Source organism: Stenotrophomonas sp. CFBP8980 (genome assembly GCF_034046095.1).
GTDB lineage: Bacteria > Pseudomonadota > Gammaproteobacteria > Xanthomonadales > Xanthomonadaceae > Stenotrophomonas > Stenotrophomonas lacuserhaii.
The window spans coordinates 1-18,107 of the sequence record NZ_JAXCXF010000008.1 but is presented as its reverse complement, the minus strand read 5'-3'; the positions used below and the strand labels follow the sequence as shown (position 1 = coordinate 18,107).

The following is an 18,107-nucleotide window of genomic DNA, read 5'->3' as shown; positions in this document are numbered from 1 at the left end:
GCTCACAACGGGATAACCGGTGGATTATCCCACCGTAGGCATATCGGGTAGTGACGGCCGCTGGCCATCGTCCACGCCAACCTCATTCCTGCGGCACGAACAACAGATCCTGGAAGTCGAAACTGAAGTCGGTCAGCTCGGAGATCGCCTGCATGCGTACCTCGCGAACCTTCCCGTCCGGGTCCAGGCTGAAGTTGACGAAGGCGTCGGCATTGAGCGAACGGTCGTCCCAGCGCACGATGAAGGTGTCGTGCTGCCAGTGTTCGAGCGTGCCGAACAGCTGCGCGGTCTTGTCGAACCGCAGCCGCAGCGCCTTGCCGTTGGCGGTGATGTGCATGTCCCCGTACCAGCGGTCGCGGTAGCGACCGGCATACCGCTCCAGGGCCAACGATGGTGTGGTGTGCGCGGTGCGTGCCGCCTGGTGTTTGGCCCAGGCCGCGTCGGCCTTGTCACGGCTCTTGTCCACGGCCTTGCCGTAGGCGTCCACCCAGTCATGCCGGTCACCGCCCAGATAAGCATCGAGCACGCTCAGCGTGATGGCATTGAAGGCCGCGCCGGCTTCCTGGTTGGTCAGCACCACCACGCCCAGGTTCTCGCCGGGCACCAGCGTCACCCGGGACACCATGCCCGGCCAACCGCCGGTATGCCATACCAGCTTGCGGCCGCGGAAATCGCTCAGGCTCCAGCCTTCGGCGTAGCCGGCGAAGTTCGGCCGTGCCGGCGCCAGTTCCGCTACCGCCGGCTCGGCCACCACCTGCGGGGTGATCATCTGCCACATCTGCTGCTGGCTCTTCGCTGTGAACAGCGCACTGCCGTCGGCCAGCGTTCCCTGCGCCAACTGCACCTGCATCCAGCGCGCCATGTCATGCACGCTGGAGTAGATGCCACCGGCGCCGGCATTGTTCTGCCAGGTCAGCGGTGCCACCGTGCGCAGGTCCTTGAAATCGAACTTGGCATGGCCGACCGCGGCGTTGTCGCCGGGGCGCAGGTGGTCAGCGTTGTAGCGGGTGCCGGCCATGCCGACCTTGTCGAAGATGCGTCGCTGCAGGAAGTCCTGATAGGACTGTCCGGAGACCTTCTCGACCACCTGCTGCGCCACCGCGTACAGGATGTTGTCGTAGGCATAGCGTTCGCGGAAGCCGCCCTTCAGCGGCACCCTGCCCAGCCGTTCCACCACCTCGGCGTTGCTGTAGCCGGTGGTCGGCCAGAACAGCAGGTCACCGGCGCCCAGGCCCAGCCCGCTGCGGTGCGAGAGCAGGTCGCGCAGGGTCATCTGCTGGGTCACGAACGGATCGGACATGCGGAACGACGGCAGGTGGTCGACCACCTTGTCGTCCATTTTCAGCTTGCCTTCTTCGGCCAGCAGGTTCAGCGACAGCGCGGTGAACGCCTTGGTGTTGGAGGCAATCGCAAACAGCGTATCGGCCCGCACCGGCTCCGGGCGGCCCTGCTCGCGCACGCCCCAGCCCTGCTCCAGCACCACCTTGCCGTCCTTGACCACGGCCACCGCGATGCCCGGCACGTCGAAGCGCGCGCGTACCCGCTCCACCGTGGCATCCAGATCCTGCAACGAGGCCGGAGTCGCCGCGCTCGCCAGGGTGGTAAAGGCCAGCAGCATGGCGCCTCCGATCAGGGTCTTCATCACGCACGTTCTCCAGAGTGGATGGTCGCGCCGAGCAGGCGCGCCGGGAATTCTCATGATGGTAACGGCCGGCGGTGCAGCCTTCCCCGTGCCAAAGGAGGGGTGGGATGGAGACAGGTGGAAAGACCAAAGGTAGTTCGACCTCGGCGCCGATCCGTTGCGGCATCGGAGGATGGGTATTCCCGGAGTGGCGCGGTGGCGTGTTCTATCCGGAGGGACTGCCACAGCGCGAGGAACTGGCGTTCGCCAGCAATGCCCTGCGCTGCATCGAAATCAACGGTACGTTCTACCGCACGCCGACCCAGGCACAGTGCGCGCAGTGGGCCGCGCAGACACCGCCAGGCTTCCGTTTTTCGATGAAGGCCCCGCGTTACCTGGTGCAGCGGCGCGACCTGTCCGGCGTTGCCGAGGCCGCGCAGCCATTCCTGCAGGCTGCGCTGGGCCTGGGTGAACGCCTGGGCCCGCTGCTGTGGCAGTTCGCCCCCACTCACAAGGCCGATGCCGGCGCGCTGGCGGAGTTCATGCAATCATTGCCAGCCACCCTGCAGGGCGTGCCGCTGCAGCACGCGCTGGAGGTACGCAACCCCGCAGCAGTGAATGCCACGCTGGTGCAGGCAGCACGCACCCACAACATTGCCCTGGTCATCGAAGACAGCGACGAGGCCCCGTTGCACGGCGACCTCAGCGCCGACTTCGTCTACGCCCGGATCAAGCGCAGCCAAGCGCGCCTCCGTGCCGGCCTGCCTGCCCCGCTCCAGCAACGCTGGGCCGCGCGCGCGCAGGCATGGGCACAAGGCAGCGCGGGCGAAGATCTTCCGCTGATCACACCGCCAGCCGATCCGACGCCGCGCGAGGTCTACCTGCTGTGCATCGGTGTGGGCAAGCGACGCAACCCGGCGGCCGCCATCGCCCTGCAGCAGCGCTGCGACACACGCTGACCCATCGCCGCCGACGCTGGCTTGCCGCACAATACCGCGATGAGCAGCCCCGATACCCGCAAAGCCCTTTTCCAGATCCATTTCTGCGTGCTGCTGTGGGGCATCACGGCCATCCTTGGCAAGCTGATCACCCTGCCCGCGCTGCCGCTGGTGTGGTGGCGCATGCTGCTGGTGGTGGCCATGCTGGCACTGCTGCCGCGGGTGTGGCGGGGCCTGCGCAACATGCCCTGGCCGGTGGTTGCGGCTTACTCCGGCATCGGCGCGCTGGTCGCGCTGCACTGGCTCACCTTCTACGGCGCGGTGAAGCTGGCCAATGCCTCGGTCGCCGCCACCTGCATCGCGCTGGCCCCGGTGTTCACCTCCATCATCGAACCCTGGGTGGCCAAGCGACCATTCCAGCTGCGCGAACTGCTGTTCGGCATCGCGGTGCTGCCCGGCGTGGCGCTGGTGGTGGGCGGGGTGCCCGAAGGCATGCGCCTGGGGGTGCTGGTGGGCGCGATGTCGGCGTTGCTGGTGGCGGTGTTCGGTTCACTCAACAAACGCATGGTCAGCCATGCCGATCCGCTGACGGTCACCGCGCTGGAACTGGGCGCCGGCACCCTGACCCTGACCCTGCTGGCACCGCTGATGCCGTTCCTGCTGCCCGCCCTGGCCAGCCCGCTGTGGGTGCTGCCGGACCTGCACGACGGCATCCTGCTGCTGGTGCTGGCCGGCTTCTGTACCCTGCTGCCGTTCGCGCTGGCGCTGGTCGCGCTGCGCCACCTCAGCGCCTACACCGTGCAGCTGGTGACCAACCTGGAGCCGGTGTACGCGGTGATCCTGGCGGTGGTGCTGCTGCGTGAGCAGCACGAGGTGGCGGGCTGGTTCTACGTCGGCGTCGCCGTCATCGTCGGGGCGGTCTTCCTGCATCCACTGCTCAACCGTCGCCGCCCCGTCCAGCACCCCGAACTGATCTGACCTTCCTACCAGTCGACCTGCCCCGGCAGCAGCCCGCGCAGTTCCGGCTCGCTGAGGTTGCGCCACTGGCCCGGCTTGAGCGCGCCGATCTTGATGTTGTCGATTCGCACGCGGCGCAGCTGGGTCACCCGGAAACCAAACTCGGCCGCCATCAGGCGGATCTGCCGGTTCAGGCCCTGCTGCAGGGTGATGCGGAAACCGAACTTGGCGATGCGCGAAGTACGGCACGGCAGGGTCATCTGGTCGTGGATGCGCACACCGCGCGCCATCGCGCGCAGGAACTCGTCGGTCACCGGCTTGTTCACCGCCACCAGGTACTCCTTCTGGTGGCCGTTTTCCGCGCGCAGGATCTGGTTGACGATGTCGCCATTGCTGGTCATCAGGATCAGGCCTTCGGAATCCTTGTCCAGCCGGCCGATCGGGAAGATGCGCTGCTCGTGCCCGACGAACTCGACGATGTTTCCCTTCACCGAACTTTCGGTGGTGCAGGTCACCCCGACCGGCTTGTTGAGCACGATGTAGACGTGGCGGCGGCCGCCCGGGCGACTGGCCTGGCGGGCGCGCAGGGGCTGGCCGTCGACCAGCACCTTGTCCTCCTCGCCGACCACCGCGCCGGTACCGGCGGGACGTCCATTGACAGTGACGCGGCGGTCGCTGATCAGCCGGTCGGCCTCGCGACGGGAGCAGAAGCCGGTTTCGGCGATGTATTTGTTGATGCGGATGGTCATGCCCCCATTATCCGGCATTGTCGTGCCCACGGCATCCGTTCATAGCGGGCGCACCGCGTCCAGCTGCTCGCCATCCATCACCCGGTCACGCCCCGCGCGCTTGGCGCCGTACATCGCATGGTCGGCCCGGCGCAGCAGTGCGGCCAGGTCATCGTGGTCGGGCCGCCACTGGGCCAGGCCGATGCTGGCGGTCAGTGCCAGGCCGTCCACCTGCAGCGCCATCCCGGCCTCGGTGATCCGGCGCCCCACCTGCTGCAGCCTCGCCGCGGCAACATCGCGCGGAGCGCCCGGCAACAGCAGCAGGAACTCCTCCCCGCCCATCCGGAACACCTCGTCACGGCCTCGCAGGGCGCCGCGCAGGGCCCCGGCAACCGCCTGCAGCACCGCATCGCCGATATCGTGGCCGTGGCGATCGTTGATTTCCTTGAACAGGTCGATGTCGAGGAAACCGATCACCAGCGGTGCGCCCTCGGCACGTGCGCGTTCGATCTGCACGCCCAGCTCGCGCAGCCCGGCGCGCCGGTTGGGCAGGCCGGTCAGGTAATCGGTGTCGGCCAGCTGGCGCATCTCGTCACGTTGTTCGCGCAGGTTGCCCAGGCGCTGGTTGAGCGCATAGGCGGCCATCATCAGCAACCAGGTCACCGCCAGCTGCAGGGCTTCGACACGATGGGCCAGCAGCCACTGGGCGCGCGCCAGGTCGGCCACGATCATCACCAGGAACGGTGCCAGCGCGACCAACCCGATACTGGCCCAGCGGTCGTTGCGCGACCATGCCCACACCCCCGCCAGCAGGGCCGCCACGCAGCCGGCGAAATGGGCCGCCTCCAGCACATCCGACGTCCAGCCCAGCAACGTCCAGTCCATCCAGGGCACCAGCAGCGCCACCGCGAACAAGGCGCAACCCACGGCCGACACCACGCCACGCGAACGCGGCCAGGCGCGATGACCTGCATTGAGTCGCCACAGCATCGGGAGCAGCACGGCCTGTGCGCAGGCGGTCAGGCCTACCAGCCACCAGGCACTGTCCACCCCGATCGGGAACCATGGCTCGGGATACCCGCTCAGTCCCCCCAGCACCGCCTGCCACAGCACGAACACAGCGCAGGCACCGACGTACATCAGGAAAATGCGGTCACGGGAGGTGAAAAATCCCATCAGGGACGACAGCGCCAGCGCCAGCGCGACCGCCACGCAGGCGGTACGCACCAGCAGCCGGGCGGTATCACGCTGCTGCACCGGGCTGGGCGCGCCGAGCCGCAGCGTGGGGCCCCAGCGCTCCTTCAGCGGGGTCGCCCAGGACACGTGGATCGGCTCGCGGCTTCCAGCGCGGGGGACGGTCACCATGCCGATGCCCGCGCGGAACCGCGAGTCACGCGTACGCGCATCGCCCATGTTGCCGCAGATCTCACGGTCACCATGACGGATGGATACCTCCCCGGCGAAGACATTGAACACGTCCAAGGCCTGCGGCTGGCCGGACCATCCGCCCTCCGGCGCGGGGATATCCAGCTGCTGGCGCTGTCCGCGCAGCATGTAGCCCTCACACGCGCGATGTGGCGTCGGCTCGTCGGTCGCCTCGCCCAGCAGCAGGTAGTCGCGCACCGGCTGCGGTGCGGCGATGGCATTGCACAACGACAGCAGGCTGGAAAGCAGCACTGCAGCCAGCACCCACCCGCCCCTGTTCCAGCGGCCCGAACGTACCCTCGTGCTCCCCACGCAACACCCGCCTGCTTGCCATCCGTGTCGGGAGATTATCGCAGCCCGGCCGATTTCACGCCGGACCGCCGACGCGCGCGGGAGCGACGACACGCTTCAACCGCGACCCAGCCACTTCCCCTGGGTGCCATGCCGCACCGGGTGCAGGGCGGTCTGGGTGATCCGCTCCAGCGGCTGCGGACGTTCGATCGCATAGCCCTGCAATCCCTGCACGCCCATCTCCACCAGCTGCGCCGCCTGCTCTTCAGTTTCCACCCACTCGGCGATCACCTCCAGCTGCAGTTCGCGCCCCAGCGCGGCGATGGCGCGCACGGTGGCACGGCTGACCGGGTCGGTCAGCATGTCGCGCACGAAGGTTCCATCGATCTTCAGCAGGTCCGCCGACAGCTGCCGCAGGTAAGCAAAGGAGGAAAGCCCCGAGCCGAAGTCATCCAAGGCGATGCGGCAGCCACGCGCCTTCACTGCATCGATGAATTCCCGCGCCTGGGCCAGGTTGCTGATCACCGCCGTTTCGGTGATCTCGAAGCACAGCCGCTTGGCAAGCGTGCGGTTGCGTTCCAGCAGGTCGTTGACGAAGGTCAGGAAACTCGGCTCGGCGATCGACTGCGCCGAAACGTTGACGTTGCACAGACCCAGCCGCGCCACGTGCGCCGGACAGACCTGCAGGTGGCGGAACAACATGGACAGCACGCAGCGGTCCAGCGACATCCCCATGCCATAGCGTTCAACGGCGCCGATGAACTCGCCCGGACCGTGCAACACGCCCTGCTCATCGCGCATGCGCACGAGCACCTCGTAATGCAGGTAGTCCGGCTCGCCGACGGTCGCTATACGCTGTGCATACAGCAGCATCCGGCCATCGGCGATGGCGTGGCTGACCCGACGCAGCCGTTCGGCCTCGCCGCGGTGCTCGTCCAACGCCAGCCGGTCTTCGTTGAAACAGTGCACCCGGTTGCGCCCGCCCTGCTTGGCGGCGTAGCAGGCGCTGTCGGCCGCGCCCATCAACCAGTTCACGTCCGGCGTATCGGCGCGTACTTCGACTACGCCCACGCTACAGCTGATCTTCAGCGTGTCGTCGCCGAACTCGATGCTGGCCTGGCCCAGCGTGCGGATCACGCGCTGCAGGACCCGCCGTGCCTCCTCCTGGCTCGCGCGGGCGAGAAACAGCGCGAACTCGTCCGCTCCCAGCCGGCCGACCCAGTCCCCTTCGCGCACCGCCCCCTTGAGGTGTTCGGCGAAGGCCCGCAGCATCTGGTCACCTGCCGCGTGCCCGACCGCTTCATTGACCAGCTTGAAGTGGTCCAGGTTGAGATGGCACAGCGCGTGCACGCCGCCGTCGTCGCGCACCTGCTGCAACGCCAGTTCAAGCTGCCGTTCGATCTCGCGGCGGTTGATCAGGCCGGTCAACACATCGTGGCTGGCATGGTGCTGCACCTGCCGGGCCAACACGTGGTTCTGCGTGACATCCTCGACGATGGCGAAGATCGACGTGCCCTGCTTGCCACGGTGGACAGCGGTGCCGCTCCAACGCCCCCACATCAGGCTGCCATCGGCGCGCAGGAAGCGCAGCTCGCCGGCCTCCAGCTGACGGGGCCAGTCGATCTCCCCCTCGCCGTCCAGTACCAGCTCTCCTTCGGCCAGCAGCTGGCGCAGGTGCATGTGCACCAGCTGCTCGCGGGGTCGCTGCAGCAGATCGGACAGGGCCTGGTTGACCTCCATCAGGCCTCCGCCGCTGTCGATTTTCAGCATGCCCACGCTGGCCTGGTAGAAGGCCGCACGGAAGCGCGTCTCCTGTTCCATCAGGTCGATGCGTACACGCCGGGCCAGCAGCACCGCCACGATCGCGATCGCCACCACCGACAGCGCGCCGACGACGAGGGTCGTCATGCGCACCAGCGCGGACATGTTCACCAGCGCCAGCGAGAATCGGCGCGCCGTGTCCTGCAGCTGCAGGTCCAGTTGCTGCAGCCGCCTCTCATACCGCACCGCGTCCTGGGCCGGGATGGCCCCCCCGGACAGCCGCTGCTCCAGTTCGTCGCTTATCGCGGCGATTTCCAGCAGCGGCGAATCGGTTTCCCGCCACAGCTGCGAGGCCTGGCGGAAATAGGCAAGGTCGCGCCCGTAGCGGTAGGACAGGATCAGCCGGTTCACATCGCCGCGTGCATTTCCACCGCGCAGGAACGCCGCGCGGGCTGCATGGGTATCCGGCGGTTGCTGCTCCAGTGCCAGGCGGGCCTGCAGATCAGCCAGCGGCACGTCGAGCTGCATACGTGCCTGCTGCAGATCCGTCGCGTGGCCGCTTTCCAGATACCGGTGCAGCGAGGCGACCGCCTGCTGTTGGGCACGCGACCAGTGGCTCTGGCCGACGATCCAGGCGGTAGAGGCAGCCTGCAGTTCCTGGATGAGCGCGGAGATGCCCACCAGGCCGACCGCCATGCCGGTGAGCAGCGCAAAGCGCAGTGTCAGGCCGCGTGCCCTTGCACGCTGCCGCGTCCCCGCACCGGCCTCAACCATACCTGGAACCCCCCGAATCCGTGGTAGATCCTGCTTGCTGCCTGCGCATCATGCACGCTGGAATCGGCGCTGTCTGCACCCCCGGTAGACCGCCCAACGCTGGCCGGATGCCTGTCCCGGGACAAAAAAAACGCCAGCCCGGAGGCTGGCGTTGTATTCATCAGATCACGTGCGGATCAGACGTTGCGCGGACCACGCGGCTTGAAGCCTTCGCGACGCGGCGGCCGATCATTGCCGCCCGGGGCGCCCGGACCACTGCGGCGCGGACCGCCCTTGTCGAAACGCGGCTTGGACGGGGCGCGTGGTGCCTGGCTGATGTCCTCGCCCGGCTCCACGCGGCGCATGTTGAGCTGCTGGCCGGACACCCAGACTTTCTTCAGGTGGGTCAGCACGTCCTGCGGCATGTCGATCGGCAGGTCGAGCACCGAGAAACCGTCGTGGATGTCGATGCGCCCGATGAAACGGCTTTCCAGCCCGGCTTCGTTGGCGATCGCGCCGACGATGTTGGCCGGCTTCACGCCATGCTGGTGGCCCACTTCGATACGGAAGGTTTCCATGCCCTGTTCCGGTGCACCGCGCGGCGGCATCTCACGGCGCGGACGCTCCTGGAAACCTTCGCCTTCGGCGCGCGGGGCGCGGTCGAACTTCGGGCGCTCGCCGCGATCGAAGCGATCATTCCGCTCCGGACGGTCGGTGCGCTCGAACCGCTCGCGCGGGGCACGTTCTTCGCGCGGCGCACGCACCGGCGGCTGCAGCAGGAACGGGGTATCACCCTGCATCATCTTGGCCAACGCGGCCGCGATGTCGATCGCCGGCACGTTGTTCTCGCCTTCGAAGCGCTCCAGCAGCTGCCGGTAGAAGTCCAGTCCGCCCTGGCCCAGCGTTTCGCTGATGCGCGCGGTGAACTTGTTGACGCGGTTGTCGTTGACCGCTTCCACGCTGGGCAGCTGCATTTCTTCGATCGGCTGGCGGGTGGCGCGCTCGATCTGGCGCAACATGCCCTTTTCGCGCGGGGTGGCGAACAGGATCGCCTCACCGCTGCGGCCGGCACGGCCGGTACGGCCGATGCGGTGCACATAGCTTTCGGTGTCGTACGGGATGTCGTAGTTCAGCACGTGGCTGATGCGTTCCACGTCCAGGCCGCGCGCGGCCACGTCGGTGGCGACCAGGATGTCCAGCTTGCCTTCCTTCAGCATGGCGATGGTGCGCTCACGCTGGGCCTGCTGCATGTCGCCATTGATGGCGGCGGCGGCCAGGCCACGGGCCTGCAGCTTGCCGGCAAGCTCTTCGGTGCCGGCCTTGGTGCGGGCGAAGATGATCATCGCATCGAACGGCTCGACTTCCAGGATGCGGGTCAGCGCATCCAGCTTGTGCATGCCGCTTACCCACCAGTAACGCTGGCGGATGTTCGCCGAGGTGGTCGTCTTGTTGACGATGGTGACTTCGGCCGGATCCTTCAGGTAGGTCTGGGCGATGCGACGGATGGCCGGCGGCATGGTGGCCGAGAACAGCGCGACCTGGCGCTTCTCCGGCAGCTTCTTCAGCACCGCTTCGACGTCGTCGATGAAGCCCATGCGCAGCATTTCATCGGCTTCGTCCAGCACCAGCGTCTTCAGCTCGGACAGATCCAGGGTGCCGCGGTTCAGATGGTCGATGACGCGGCCGGGGGTGCCCACCACGATGTGCACGCCACGACGCAGCGCGGACAACTGGGTGGCATACGGCTGGCCGCCGTACACCGGCAGCACGCGGAAGCCGGCGATCTTCGAGGAATAGGTCTGGAAGGCCTCGGCGACCTGGATCGCCAGTTCGCGGGTCGGCGCCAGCACCAGGGCCTGCGGCTTGCTTTGCTGCAGGTCGATGTTGGACAGTACCGGCAGGGCGAACGCAGCGGTCTTGCCGGTGCCGGTCTGGGCCTGGCCCAGCACGTCGCGGCCTTCCAGCATCGCCGGGATGGTGGCGGCCTGGATCGGCGAGGGGGTTTCGTAACCGACGGCGGCAACCGCCTGCATCACGGGCTCGGAAAGGCCGAGCTGCGCGAACTGCAGCGGCGCCTGGGTATCTTGGGACATGGGGAACTCCGAAGGCACTGCCACGAACGTGGCAGGCGAAAAAAGGGGGGTATTTTGCGCTTAGGGCGCCCTTCTGACGCGTGCCCCGGCGCTTTTTCGAGTGCATAGCTTACAGCACCTTGCATGAACGACGTGCACGGCGTGTCATCGCCGTCCGCCTGTCCGCCCCTCCCGGACCGGTGCGTGGGGCCCGCGCCTGCCTCACAATGGGCGCCATTCATTCCAGGAAGACCCCATGCAGATCCTTGAATTCGACCTCGACGGCGAGTACGTCGAGCTGAAGCAGCTGCTCAAACTGACCGACCTGGTCAGCAGTGGCGGCGAAGCCAAGATGGCCATCAGCGAAGGCCTCGTGCTGGTCGATGGGGCCGTCGAACTGCGCAAGGCCTGCAAGATCCGCGCGGGCCAGCAGGTGGAATTCAATGACAGCGTGATCCGCGTGCTGGCGCTGCCACCCGAAGCCGAGTAATCCCGGCACAGCTGGGTTCGTGGCCGGCTCCTACCCTGCCACGGGCTGGGTAAGCCGGTGGGCGATCAACCGGCGGAACGGGCGCACGCCCTGCGCGATGCGGAGCCCGGCCGCGCGCACCAGCCGCGCCGGCACGCGATCATCGGTGTAGAGCCGGGCGATGGCGTTGGTGGTTTCGTACAGCGCGCGCGAGGCCACCCGGTGCTCGCGCTGGTAGCGCGCGAGCATGCGTGCATCGGCGATATCGGCCCCCCGCGCCTGTTGCGCGACGACCAGCCGGGCAAGCCGCTGCTGGCTGGCCAGGCCCAGGTTGAACCCATGTGCGGTCACCGGATGCATGCCCACCGCCGCATCACCAATGAGCGCCGCCCCGGCGGCGATGAAGCGTTCGGCATATACGCCCACCAGCGGATATGCCTGCGGCGTAGTAACCGGGTGCATGTGGCCCAGCCGGTGTTCGAAGAACCCGCTGACCGCTTCACCGAACGCGGCACCGTCCTTCGCCAGCAGCGCCTCGGCCTGCCGCGGCGGCAGGGTGACCACCGCCGATGCCAAACCGTCGTTGAGCGGCAGCAGCGCCATGGTGCGGCCATAGCCGAACCATTCCCACGCCGTGTGGTGGTGGTCGCGCTCGACCTGCATCCGGCACACCAGCATCGTTTTGCCGAAGTCCTGCAGGCGCGCACCGATCCCCAGCATGCGCCGGGTGGAAGAGAACCGGCTGTCAGCCGCCACCACCAGCCGTGCCTGCACGATGCTGCCGTCGTCGAGCAGCACCTGCTGGCCACCATCGACCGCACGCGCGCCCTGTACCCTGCGTCCGTCGCGCAACTCCAGGCCCGGCTGGTCCTGGACGGCATCCCACGCCGCGCGGCGGATCAGGTGATTGGGCACCAGCCAGCCCAGCGGATCGCCGCTGCGTCGGTCGCTGGCGAAGGTCAACGCGAACGGCGAGCGCCCATCCAGCACCCGCGCGTCGCGCAGTTCGGCGATTTCCGCGGCAGGCAGCCGTTGCCACAGCTGCAGGTCCTGCAGGACCTGGCGCGAGGCATGGGTCAGCGCGATTTCGCGGCCATCGAAGGCCGCTTCGGCCAGCGCCTGGCGCGGCTGCGGTTCGACCAGGGTGACCTGCAACCCGCTGCCTGCCAATGCGCGCGCAAAGCAGAGTCCAGCCGGGCCTGCGCCCACCACCACCACATCCGTGCCGCGCATGCTGCTGCTCTCCGGTTCCATGTCCAGCGCCAGCATAGCGATGCCGGCACGCGCGGCGCCTTGATCTGGATCAGGCGCCGCGGTGACGGCTCACAGCAGGGCCCACAGCAGCATCAGGATGCCGACCAGCGACACCACCCATGCCAGGCTGCGCACGTAAGGGATGCCGGCCGCATACAACGGCACGTAGGCCAGTCGCGCCCAGAAATACAGCTGCACCGCCAATGCCGTACTGCTGTCCTGCCTGCCCGCCACCACCACCGCGATGGCAGCAGCGGCGAACACCGCGAAGGTTTCCAGGAAGTTGGCCTGCGCGCGTTGCAGGCGCCCCGCCAGCAGCCCGGGCGGCGGCGCCTGGCCATCGCGGGCCGAGGCATTCCAGCGCGTGCCCCGCTCGCGGGTGATCGCCGCAGCGGCCAGCATCACCTGCGCCAGCCCGAGCACACCGGCCCAGGCCAGCATCTGCAGTTCGATGGCCATCGCTCAGGTCCCCGGCGCGCGGACGCTGTAGCCGGCAAGACGCCAGACGCGGTCTTCATCCAGGCGGAAGCTGACCAGTTCGCGTACCGGCTGTGCGCTCTTCTCGAAACGGGTCGGGTAGGTCACGTTGAGGTACAGGCCTTCAGGCACCGCCGCACCGGCATTGAAGCGGACCCGGCTGATGCTCGGCTGGCCCCTGCCGACCAGCGCGCCGAGGCGAGCGCGATCAGCGGCGACCTGCTTGGCGAACGCATCGCGGGCAACTGCCTTGCGTGCCACCGACGAGGCGCCATCCCACAGCTGTGCGGCCTGTCCGCCATCGACCAGGCGAACGGCCTGCAGGGCAGCCGCGCTCATTTCGGCATTCTGTTTGTCCAGCTGGGCCTGCTGGGCCGGGGTGAGCTGCTGGGCCGGCGTGCCCGGCCGTGCGGCGGCCGGTGCGGTAGCCGGCGTCGCAGGCGTGGCGGCAGGTCGCGGCGCCGGCTGCGCGGCCGGCTGGGGCTGCTGGGCCCCTGCGGTAAGCGGCAGCAGCAGGGACAACACCATCAACGAACGCTTCATCGGACACTACCTGTTCAGGAGAAGTGTCCGCAGTCTACGCCAGCTTCGCGATGCGGCTTCACGACTCCGGCGGCGCGTCCACGGACTGCCGTTCTGCGGCCGTGGAAGCCTCCATCCCCAGGCTCCCCTGTGCGGCGCCATCGGCGGCCGGGGAGGCCCCCGGCGCAGGGGGCAGGGTCGCCACATCGATCTCCGACAAGGGGCTGTCCGACGGGCACACCTCATCGGGGAAACCATAGTCTTTCTTCAGCGCCTGGCCACAGCTGTTGACCGCATCCAGTTCCGCGCCTTCGCGTTTGCACTGCTGGTCGAAGGCCACCAGGAAGGCATCCTTGCGGCGCACGAAGTCATCGCCGCAGGCGCGCATCTGCTTGATCCGCTCCAGGTCGTCCTGCACCGCGTTGGTGCCGTCCAGGCCGTACTGGCGCAGTTCATCGGCGCTGAGCAGGCGCAGGCTGCGATTGGGCACGGTCATCATCAGGTCGGCCACGCCCACCGCCACGCCGTTGCGCTGCAGGTAGTCCTTTACGTTGTCGTACACCTCGTGCAGTTCGCGGTTGAGTTCGGCGCGCGAGGTGGCCTTCGAACTGATCCGCATCATCCGATGGATGCCGACCTTGCCCGAGACCAGGCGATTGTCACCCGCTGCCAGCACGAACACGCAGGCGCTGTGGCAGATCGACCCTTCGCGCACCCAGATGGTCCAGTTCGATTCGCCGATGCCATCGCCGGCCACGATCGCCGACTCCACCTGCCCGCCGCTGGAATCCAGGTCCAGGATGCGCTTGTGGATGCCGAGTTGTTCGGCCACCACGGCCAGGCGCCAGCTCAGTTCGGCAAACCCCGGGTTGATCTTGCCGCTGTAGCGGACGCGCAGCAGGCCACGCTCCACGCAGGGCTGCAGTGCCTGCTCGATCGCGGTCCGGTCCAGCCCGGGAAGCGCTTCGCCATCGCCCTCGCTGGCGTAGTCGGTGCTGCAGCTGATCCAGGCTTCGCCGTTTTCCAGCGATGCCGCCGGCCACGGACGATCAGCGCGCTCGGCAGGCGGGGCGACGGGGCGCGGGGCATCGGCCACGTTGATCGATACCATGTGGTCGCCATCAGCGCCGGGCGCACGCGTGGCCGCTTCATTGGCGGTGACGTTGCCGGGATTCTCCAGCTTGCTGCATGAGGCGAGGGCGAGGCATAGCAGGGGCAGGCACCATCTGGGCGACATGAACCATCGAACCGGGAAGAGGACACGGCCCCAGTCTAGAGCCTGCGCCGCGTGTGACGACAACGCTTCCTGAATCGGTACCGGCCACTGGCATCCATGTCCGAAAATGGCGAGCCCCGCCCTGCCCTGCGGCCTAGACTGTGGCCATGTCCTCGCCCGCCGCCCTCGACACTGCCACCTGCGAACGCGCCCGCCTGGCGCGCGACGCGCGCTTTGACGGCTCGTTTTTCACTGCCGTGCGCAGCACCGGGATCTATTGCCGGCCGGTGTGCCCTGCGCCGCCACCGAAGCCGTCCAATGTGACCTACTACGCCAACGCGGCCACCGCTGCAGCCGCGGGCTACCGGCCGTGCCTGCGCTGCCGTCCAGAGCTGTCGCCCGCCGCCCAGCAGGGGCTGGAACAGGAGACGGTCCGTCGCGCGCTCGATCTGATCCACGCAGGCTTCCTGCAGGACGCCAGCGTGGCCGCGCTGGCCGAACGGGTCGGCGTCGGCGCGCGCCAGCTGCAGCGCGTGTTCGTGGCCGCGCTGGGCGTGACTCCACTGCAGCTTCACAGCAACCAGCGCCTGCTGCAGGCCAAGCAGCTGCTGACCGAAACCCGCCTGCCGGTCACCGATGTCGCGCTCGCTGCAGGGTTCAACAGCCTGCGCCGCTTCAACGACGCCTTCCTGGCCGGCTGCGGCATGCCGCCCGGCGCCATCCGTCGCCTGCCCGGCGTGGCAACCCGGACCGGCGAGGGCCTGCGCCTGCGGCTCGGCTACCGGCCGCCGCTTGATTTCGGCCTGATGCTGCAGTTCCTGCGCCGCCGCATGATTCCCGGCATCGAGCGCATCGAAGAGGACGGCTATGCACGCGTGATCGGTCCGCCTGATCGCCCCGCCCTGCTGCGGGTGCATGCCGATGCACGCCGCAGCGAGCTGGTGCTGCAGCTGGACGGCGTCGACCCGCGGCAGATTCCGCAGGTAGTGCGGCGGGTGCGGCATATGTTCGACCTGGACGCCGACCTGCGCCAGGTGCACGCCACGCTGCAGGACGAACCCCTGCTGGCGCAGGGCATCGCGCTGCGGCCCGGCCTGCGCGTTCCAGGCGGCTGGGAGGGCTTCGAAGTGGCGGTGCGCGCGGTGCTGGGGCAGCAGGTCAGCGTGGCCGCGGCGACCACGCTGGCACGGCGTCTGGTGCAGGCGTACGGGCAGGTGCTGCCGGGCATGCCGGACGGACTGGACCGGCTGTTCCCGCAGCCGGCACGACTTGCCGACGCCCCTCTGGAATCGATCGGCCTGCCGCGTACGCGCGCGGGGACCCTGCGCGCCCTGGCACGCGCCTGCGATGCGGGTGAGCTGGATTTCAACGCCGGCCAGCAGTTGCAGGAATTCGTGCAGCGTTGCGTGGCATTGCCCGGGATCGGCGCGTGGACCGCGCAGTACATCGCGCTGCGCGCGCTCGGGCAGCCCGATGCCTTCCCGGCCGGTGACCTGGTGCTGCAGCAGATGCTCGGGACACCGGAAAAACGCCTGACCGAGCGCCAGGCCGAGCAGCGCTCGCAGCCATGGCGTCCGTGGCGGGCCTACGCCGTGCTGCACCTGTGGCATCTGTCCACCCCGTTCACCGGAGTTCCGTCATGACCCTGCACTACGATCGTTTCGACAGCCCGATCGGCGAACTGACCGTGGCCGGTGATGCGCACGGCATCGCCCACATCCTGTTCCCGCAGAACCGCCACGATGCGAAGGGGCGCGAGCACTGGATACACAACCCGGCCACCGTGCGCGATGCACGCGAGCAGTTGCTGGCCTACCTGCACGGCGAGCGGACCCACTTCGACCTGCCGCTGGCACCCCGCGGCACGCCGTTCCAGCTGCGCGTCTGGAACGCGCTGGCCGACATTCCGTTCGGCCAGACATGGAGCTACCTGCAGTTGGCGACCTTGCTCGGCCAGCCCACCGCCACCCGCGCAGTGGGTGCCGCCAACGGGCGCAATCCGCTGCCGATCGTGCTGCCCTGCCATCGGGTTATCGGCCGCAATGGCGCACTGACCGGGTTCGGCGGCGGGCTGGAAACCAAGGCCGCGCTGCTGCGCCTGGAACAGGGGGATGGCGGCTTGTTCGCACGCCAGTGACGTGGGTTGTCTTGGGTGCGTCATCGCCTCGCCTTAGAATGGCGTGATGACTCGACGCCCCTTTGCCTGGATGCTGGCCGCTATCCTGCCGCTGGCTGGCTGTAACTCCGCCCCGCCCCATTCCACCGTGCCCTCCACGCCCCCGGCCGTGGTGCAGGAAAAGCCTGCGCACAAGCTGCTGCTGGTGTCCATCGATGGCCTGCGCGCGGACGCGCTGGATCGCGGCATCACGCCCAACCTGCAGCGCATCATTGACGGCGGCGTGCGCGCGAAATGGATGACGCCGTCGTATCCCTCGTTGACCTTCCCCAACCACTACACCCTGGTCACCGGCCTGCGTCCGGACCATCACGGCATCATCCACAACAGCATGGACGTGGCCGAACTGGGGCCCTTCAAGCTGAGCGATGCGGCCACGGTCACCAAGGTCGAATGGTGGGGTGGCGAGCCGATATGGGTCAGCGCCGAGCAGGCCGGGGTACGCACGGCGACCTGGTCCTGGCCGGGCAGCGAAGCGGAAATCAAGGGCATCCGGCCGAGCCAATGGCGCCGCTACGATGAAAGCATCGCGTTGGAAGCGCGCGCCGACAGCGTGCTGGGCTGGCTGCGACGGACCGATGTCGATGCGCCGCGGCTGGCCACGTTGTACCTGGAGACCGTCGACAAGGCCGGCCACCGGCATGGTCCGGAATCGGCGGAGTACATCGCGGCGGTGAAGCAGGCCGATGCGGTGGTGGGTCTTCTGCTGGACGGCCTGCAGCAGCACGGATTGAGCGCGGACACCAACGTGGTGGTGGTCTCCGACCACGGCATGGCGCCGGTGGCACCGGGCCAGGTGGTCGCCACCGAAGACATGGCGGACCCGCGGCTGGCGCGCAACATCAGCACGGGCCAGTCGATCGGCTTCGAGCCCGTGGAAGGGCAGCAGGCCGCTGCCGAGGCTGCCCTGCTAGGCCGCCACGCGCACTACCAGTGCTGGAAGAAGCAGGACCTGCCGGCACGCTGGCACTACGGCAGCAACCCGCGCATTCCGTCAATCATCTGCCAGATGGACGAGGGCTGGGATGCGCTCAGCCGCGAGCGCATCGCGCGCCGCAGCCATGAGGATCGGGGCTCGCACGGGTATGACAACGCGCTGCCTTCGATGCGCGCGGTGTTCATCGCGCGCGGCCCGTCGTTCAAGCAGGGCAAGGTCATTGCGCCGTTCGACAACGTGGATGTGTATCCGCTGCTGGCGCGGCTGCTGCAGGTGCCGGCCGCCGCCAATGATGGCGATGCCGAGCGGTTGCTGGACGCCTTGCGCTGAGGTTGTGTGTTTGCCGGGCTGCGCCCGGCGCCTGCTCTTCAAGCAACGTCAAGATCAACGTCTAAGGCTGCAGGGCTGCTTGCTGGCGGGGCGGGGTGGCTGTGCAGGACACGCCGCAAGTACGTCCGTGTAGGCTCGCTTTTCGCATCCATGCGAAAAGACGGTCCTGCACAACCACCC

15 protein-coding genes are annotated in these 18,107 nt (G+C 68.1%); 6 read left to right on the top strand and 9 right to left on the bottom strand.

Annotated features, from left to right (window positions below; all coding sequences use genetic code 11):
• Nucleotides 1-82 precede the first annotated feature (82 nt).
• The gene (locus SOM47_RS15030) at nt 83-1,642 is read right to left on the bottom strand and encodes a serine hydrolase (RefSeq protein ID WP_320506036.1); all 1,560 of its coding nucleotides are present in this window, start codon (nt 1,640-1,642) and stop codon (nt 83-85) included.
• A gap of 107 nt (nt 1,643-1,749) precedes the next feature.
• On the opposite strand from SOM47_RS15030, the gene SOM47_RS15025 reads away from it, so the two are divergent.
• Together SOM47_RS15025 and SOM47_RS15020 are read left to right on the top strand one after the other, a co-directional pair.
• Complete coding sequence (locus SOM47_RS15025; RefSeq protein ID WP_320506035.1) at nt 1,750-2,580, top strand: DUF72 domain-containing protein; 831 nt, start codon at nt 1,750-1,752, stop codon at nt 2,578-2,580.
• A 39-nt stretch (nt 2,581-2,619) separates the two neighbouring features.
• Complete coding sequence (locus tag SOM47_RS15020) at nt 2,620-3,537, top strand: DMT family transporter (RefSeq protein ID WP_042615300.1); 918 nt, start codon at nt 2,620-2,622, stop codon at nt 3,535-3,537.
• A gap of 5 nt (nt 3,538-3,542) precedes the next feature.
• Here SOM47_RS15020 and SOM47_RS15015 read toward each other — a convergent pair whose 3' ends face one another.
• The 4 genes from SOM47_RS15015 to SOM47_RS15000 all read right to left on the bottom strand — a co-directional run bounded on the left by SOM47_RS15015 (nt 3,543) and on the right by SOM47_RS15000 (nt 10,567).
• Nucleotides 3,543-4,265 (bottom strand): pseudouridine synthase, encoded by a 723-nt coding sequence (locus tag SOM47_RS15015; protein WP_042615301.1) that lies wholly within the window; start codon nt 4,263-4,265, stop codon nt 3,543-3,545.
• A gap of 39 nt (nt 4,266-4,304) precedes the next feature.
• The gene (locus SOM47_RS15010; protein ID WP_320506034.1) at nt 4,305-5,921 is read right to left on the bottom strand and encodes a GGDEF domain-containing protein; all 1,617 of its coding nucleotides are present in this window, start codon (nt 5,919-5,921) and stop codon (nt 4,305-4,307) included.
• Between the two features lie 156 nt (nt 5,922-6,077).
• The gene (locus tag SOM47_RS15005) at nt 6,078-8,495 is read right to left on the bottom strand and encodes a putative bifunctional diguanylate cyclase/phosphodiesterase (RefSeq protein WP_320506033.1); all 2,418 of its coding nucleotides are present in this window, start codon (nt 8,493-8,495) and stop codon (nt 6,078-6,080) included.
• Nucleotides 8,496-8,671: 176 nt separating this feature from the next.
• Nucleotides 8,672-10,567, bottom strand: a complete 1,896-nt coding sequence (locus tag SOM47_RS15000; protein ID WP_320506032.1) for a DEAD/DEAH box helicase — start codon at nt 10,565-10,567, stop codon at nt 8,672-8,674.
• Nucleotides 10,568-10,802: 235 nt separating this feature from the next.
• Here SOM47_RS15000 and SOM47_RS14995 point away from each other — a divergent pair, with 235 nt between their 5' ends.
• Entirely contained in the window at nt 10,803-11,036 is a 234-nt protein-coding gene (locus tag SOM47_RS14995; protein ID WP_042615304.1) for an RNA-binding S4 domain-containing protein, read from the top strand.
• Nucleotides 11,037-11,066: 30 nt separating this feature from the next.
• Here the strand turns inward: SOM47_RS14995 and ubiM are convergent, their stop codons facing one another.
• The 4 genes from ubiM to SOM47_RS14975 all read right to left on the bottom strand — a co-directional run bounded on the left by ubiM (nt 11,067) and on the right by SOM47_RS14975 (nt 14,505).
• Entirely contained in the window at nt 11,067-12,248 is a 1,182-nt protein-coding gene (gene ubiM / locus SOM47_RS14990) for a 5-demethoxyubiquinol-8 5-hydroxylase UbiM (RefSeq protein ID WP_320506031.1), read from the bottom strand.
• A 90-nt stretch (nt 12,249-12,338) separates the two neighbouring features.
• Nucleotides 12,339-12,728 (bottom strand): MAPEG family protein, encoded by a 390-nt coding sequence (locus SOM47_RS14985; RefSeq protein ID WP_042615305.1) that lies wholly within the window; start codon nt 12,726-12,728, stop codon nt 12,339-12,341.
• A gap of 3 nt (nt 12,729-12,731) precedes the next feature.
• Entirely contained in the window at nt 12,732-13,289 is a 558-nt protein-coding gene (locus tag SOM47_RS14980; RefSeq protein WP_320506030.1) for a DUF4019 domain-containing protein, read from the bottom strand.
• A 58-nt stretch (nt 13,290-13,347) separates the two neighbouring features.
• A complete protein-coding gene (locus tag SOM47_RS14975; protein WP_249404364.1) occupies nt 13,348-14,505 on the bottom strand; it encodes a COG3904 family protein in 1,158 nt (385 codons plus the stop codon).
• Between the two features lie 146 nt (nt 14,506-14,651).
• Here SOM47_RS14975 and SOM47_RS14970 point away from each other — a divergent pair, with 146 nt between their 5' ends.
• Genes SOM47_RS14970 through SOM47_RS14960 form a run of 3 tightly spaced genes read left to right on the top strand, consistent with a single transcriptional unit; the run spans nt 14,652 to nt 17,927 of the window.
• A complete protein-coding gene (locus tag SOM47_RS14970; protein WP_320506029.1) occupies nt 14,652-16,127 on the top strand; it encodes a DNA-3-methyladenine glycosylase 2 family protein in 1,476 nt (491 codons plus the stop codon).
• Nucleotides 16,124-16,621, top strand: coding sequence for a methylated-DNA--[protein]-cysteine S-methyltransferase (locus SOM47_RS14965; RefSeq protein ID WP_320506028.1), 498 nt, complete (start codon nt 16,124-16,126; stop codon nt 16,619-16,621). Before SOM47_RS14970 ends, SOM47_RS14965 begins: the two co-directional genes overlap by 4 nt.
• Before the next feature lie 46 nt (nt 16,622-16,667).
• On the top strand, nt 16,668-17,927 hold the full coding sequence (locus SOM47_RS14960; RefSeq protein WP_320506027.1) for an alkaline phosphatase family protein: 1,260 nt from the start codon (nt 16,668-16,670) through the stop codon (nt 17,925-17,927).
• Nucleotides 17,928-18,107 lie beyond the last annotated feature (180 nt).

Excerpts from the sequence above, each read along its gene's own strand:
- SOM47_RS15030 (WP_320506036.1), bottom strand. The coding sequence starts at position 1,642 with ATGAAGACCCTGATCGGAGGCGCCATGCTGCTGGCCTTTACCACCCTG.
- SOM47_RS15025 (WP_320506035.1), top strand. The coding sequence starts at position 1,750 with ATGGAGACAGGTGGAAAGACCAAAGGTAGTTCGACCTCGGCGCCGATC.
- SOM47_RS15020 (WP_042615300.1), top strand. The coding sequence starts at position 2,620 with ATGAGCAGCCCCGATACCCGCAAAGCCCTTTTCCAGATCCATTTCTGC.
- SOM47_RS15015 (WP_042615301.1), bottom strand. The coding sequence starts at position 4,265 with ATGACCATCCGCATCAACAAATACATCGCCGAAACCGGCTTCTGCTCC.
- SOM47_RS15005 (WP_320506033.1), bottom strand. The coding sequence starts at position 8,495 with ATGGTTGAGGCCGGTGCGGGGACGCGGCAGCGTGCAAGGGCACGCGGC.
- SOM47_RS15000 (WP_320506032.1), bottom strand. The coding sequence starts at position 10,567 with ATGTCCCAAGATACCCAGGCGCCGCTGCAGTTCGCGCAGCTCGGCCTT.
- SOM47_RS14995 (WP_042615304.1), top strand. The coding sequence starts at position 10,803 with ATGCAGATCCTTGAATTCGACCTCGACGGCGAGTACGTCGAGCTGAAG.
- ubiM (WP_320506031.1), bottom strand. The coding sequence starts at position 12,248 with ATGCGCGGCACGGATGTGGTGGTGGTGGGCGCAGGCCCGGCTGGACTC.
- SOM47_RS14985 (WP_042615305.1), bottom strand. The coding sequence starts at position 12,728 with ATGGCCATCGAACTGCAGATGCTGGCCTGGGCCGGTGTGCTCGGGCTG.
- SOM47_RS14980 (WP_320506030.1), bottom strand. The coding sequence starts at position 13,289 with ATGAAGCGTTCGTTGATGGTGTTGTCCCTGCTGCTGCCGCTTACCGCA.
- SOM47_RS14975 (WP_249404364.1), bottom strand. The coding sequence starts at position 14,505 with ATGTCGCCCAGATGGTGCCTGCCCCTGCTATGCCTCGCCCTCGCCTCA.
- SOM47_RS14970 (WP_320506029.1), top strand. The coding sequence starts at position 14,652 with ATGTCCTCGCCCGCCGCCCTCGACACTGCCACCTGCGAACGCGCCCGC.
- SOM47_RS14965 (WP_320506028.1), top strand. The coding sequence starts at position 16,124 with ATGACCCTGCACTACGATCGTTTCGACAGCCCGATCGGCGAACTGACC.
- SOM47_RS14960 (WP_320506027.1), top strand. The coding sequence starts at position 16,668 with ATGACTCGACGCCCCTTTGCCTGGATGCTGGCCGCTATCCTGCCGCTG.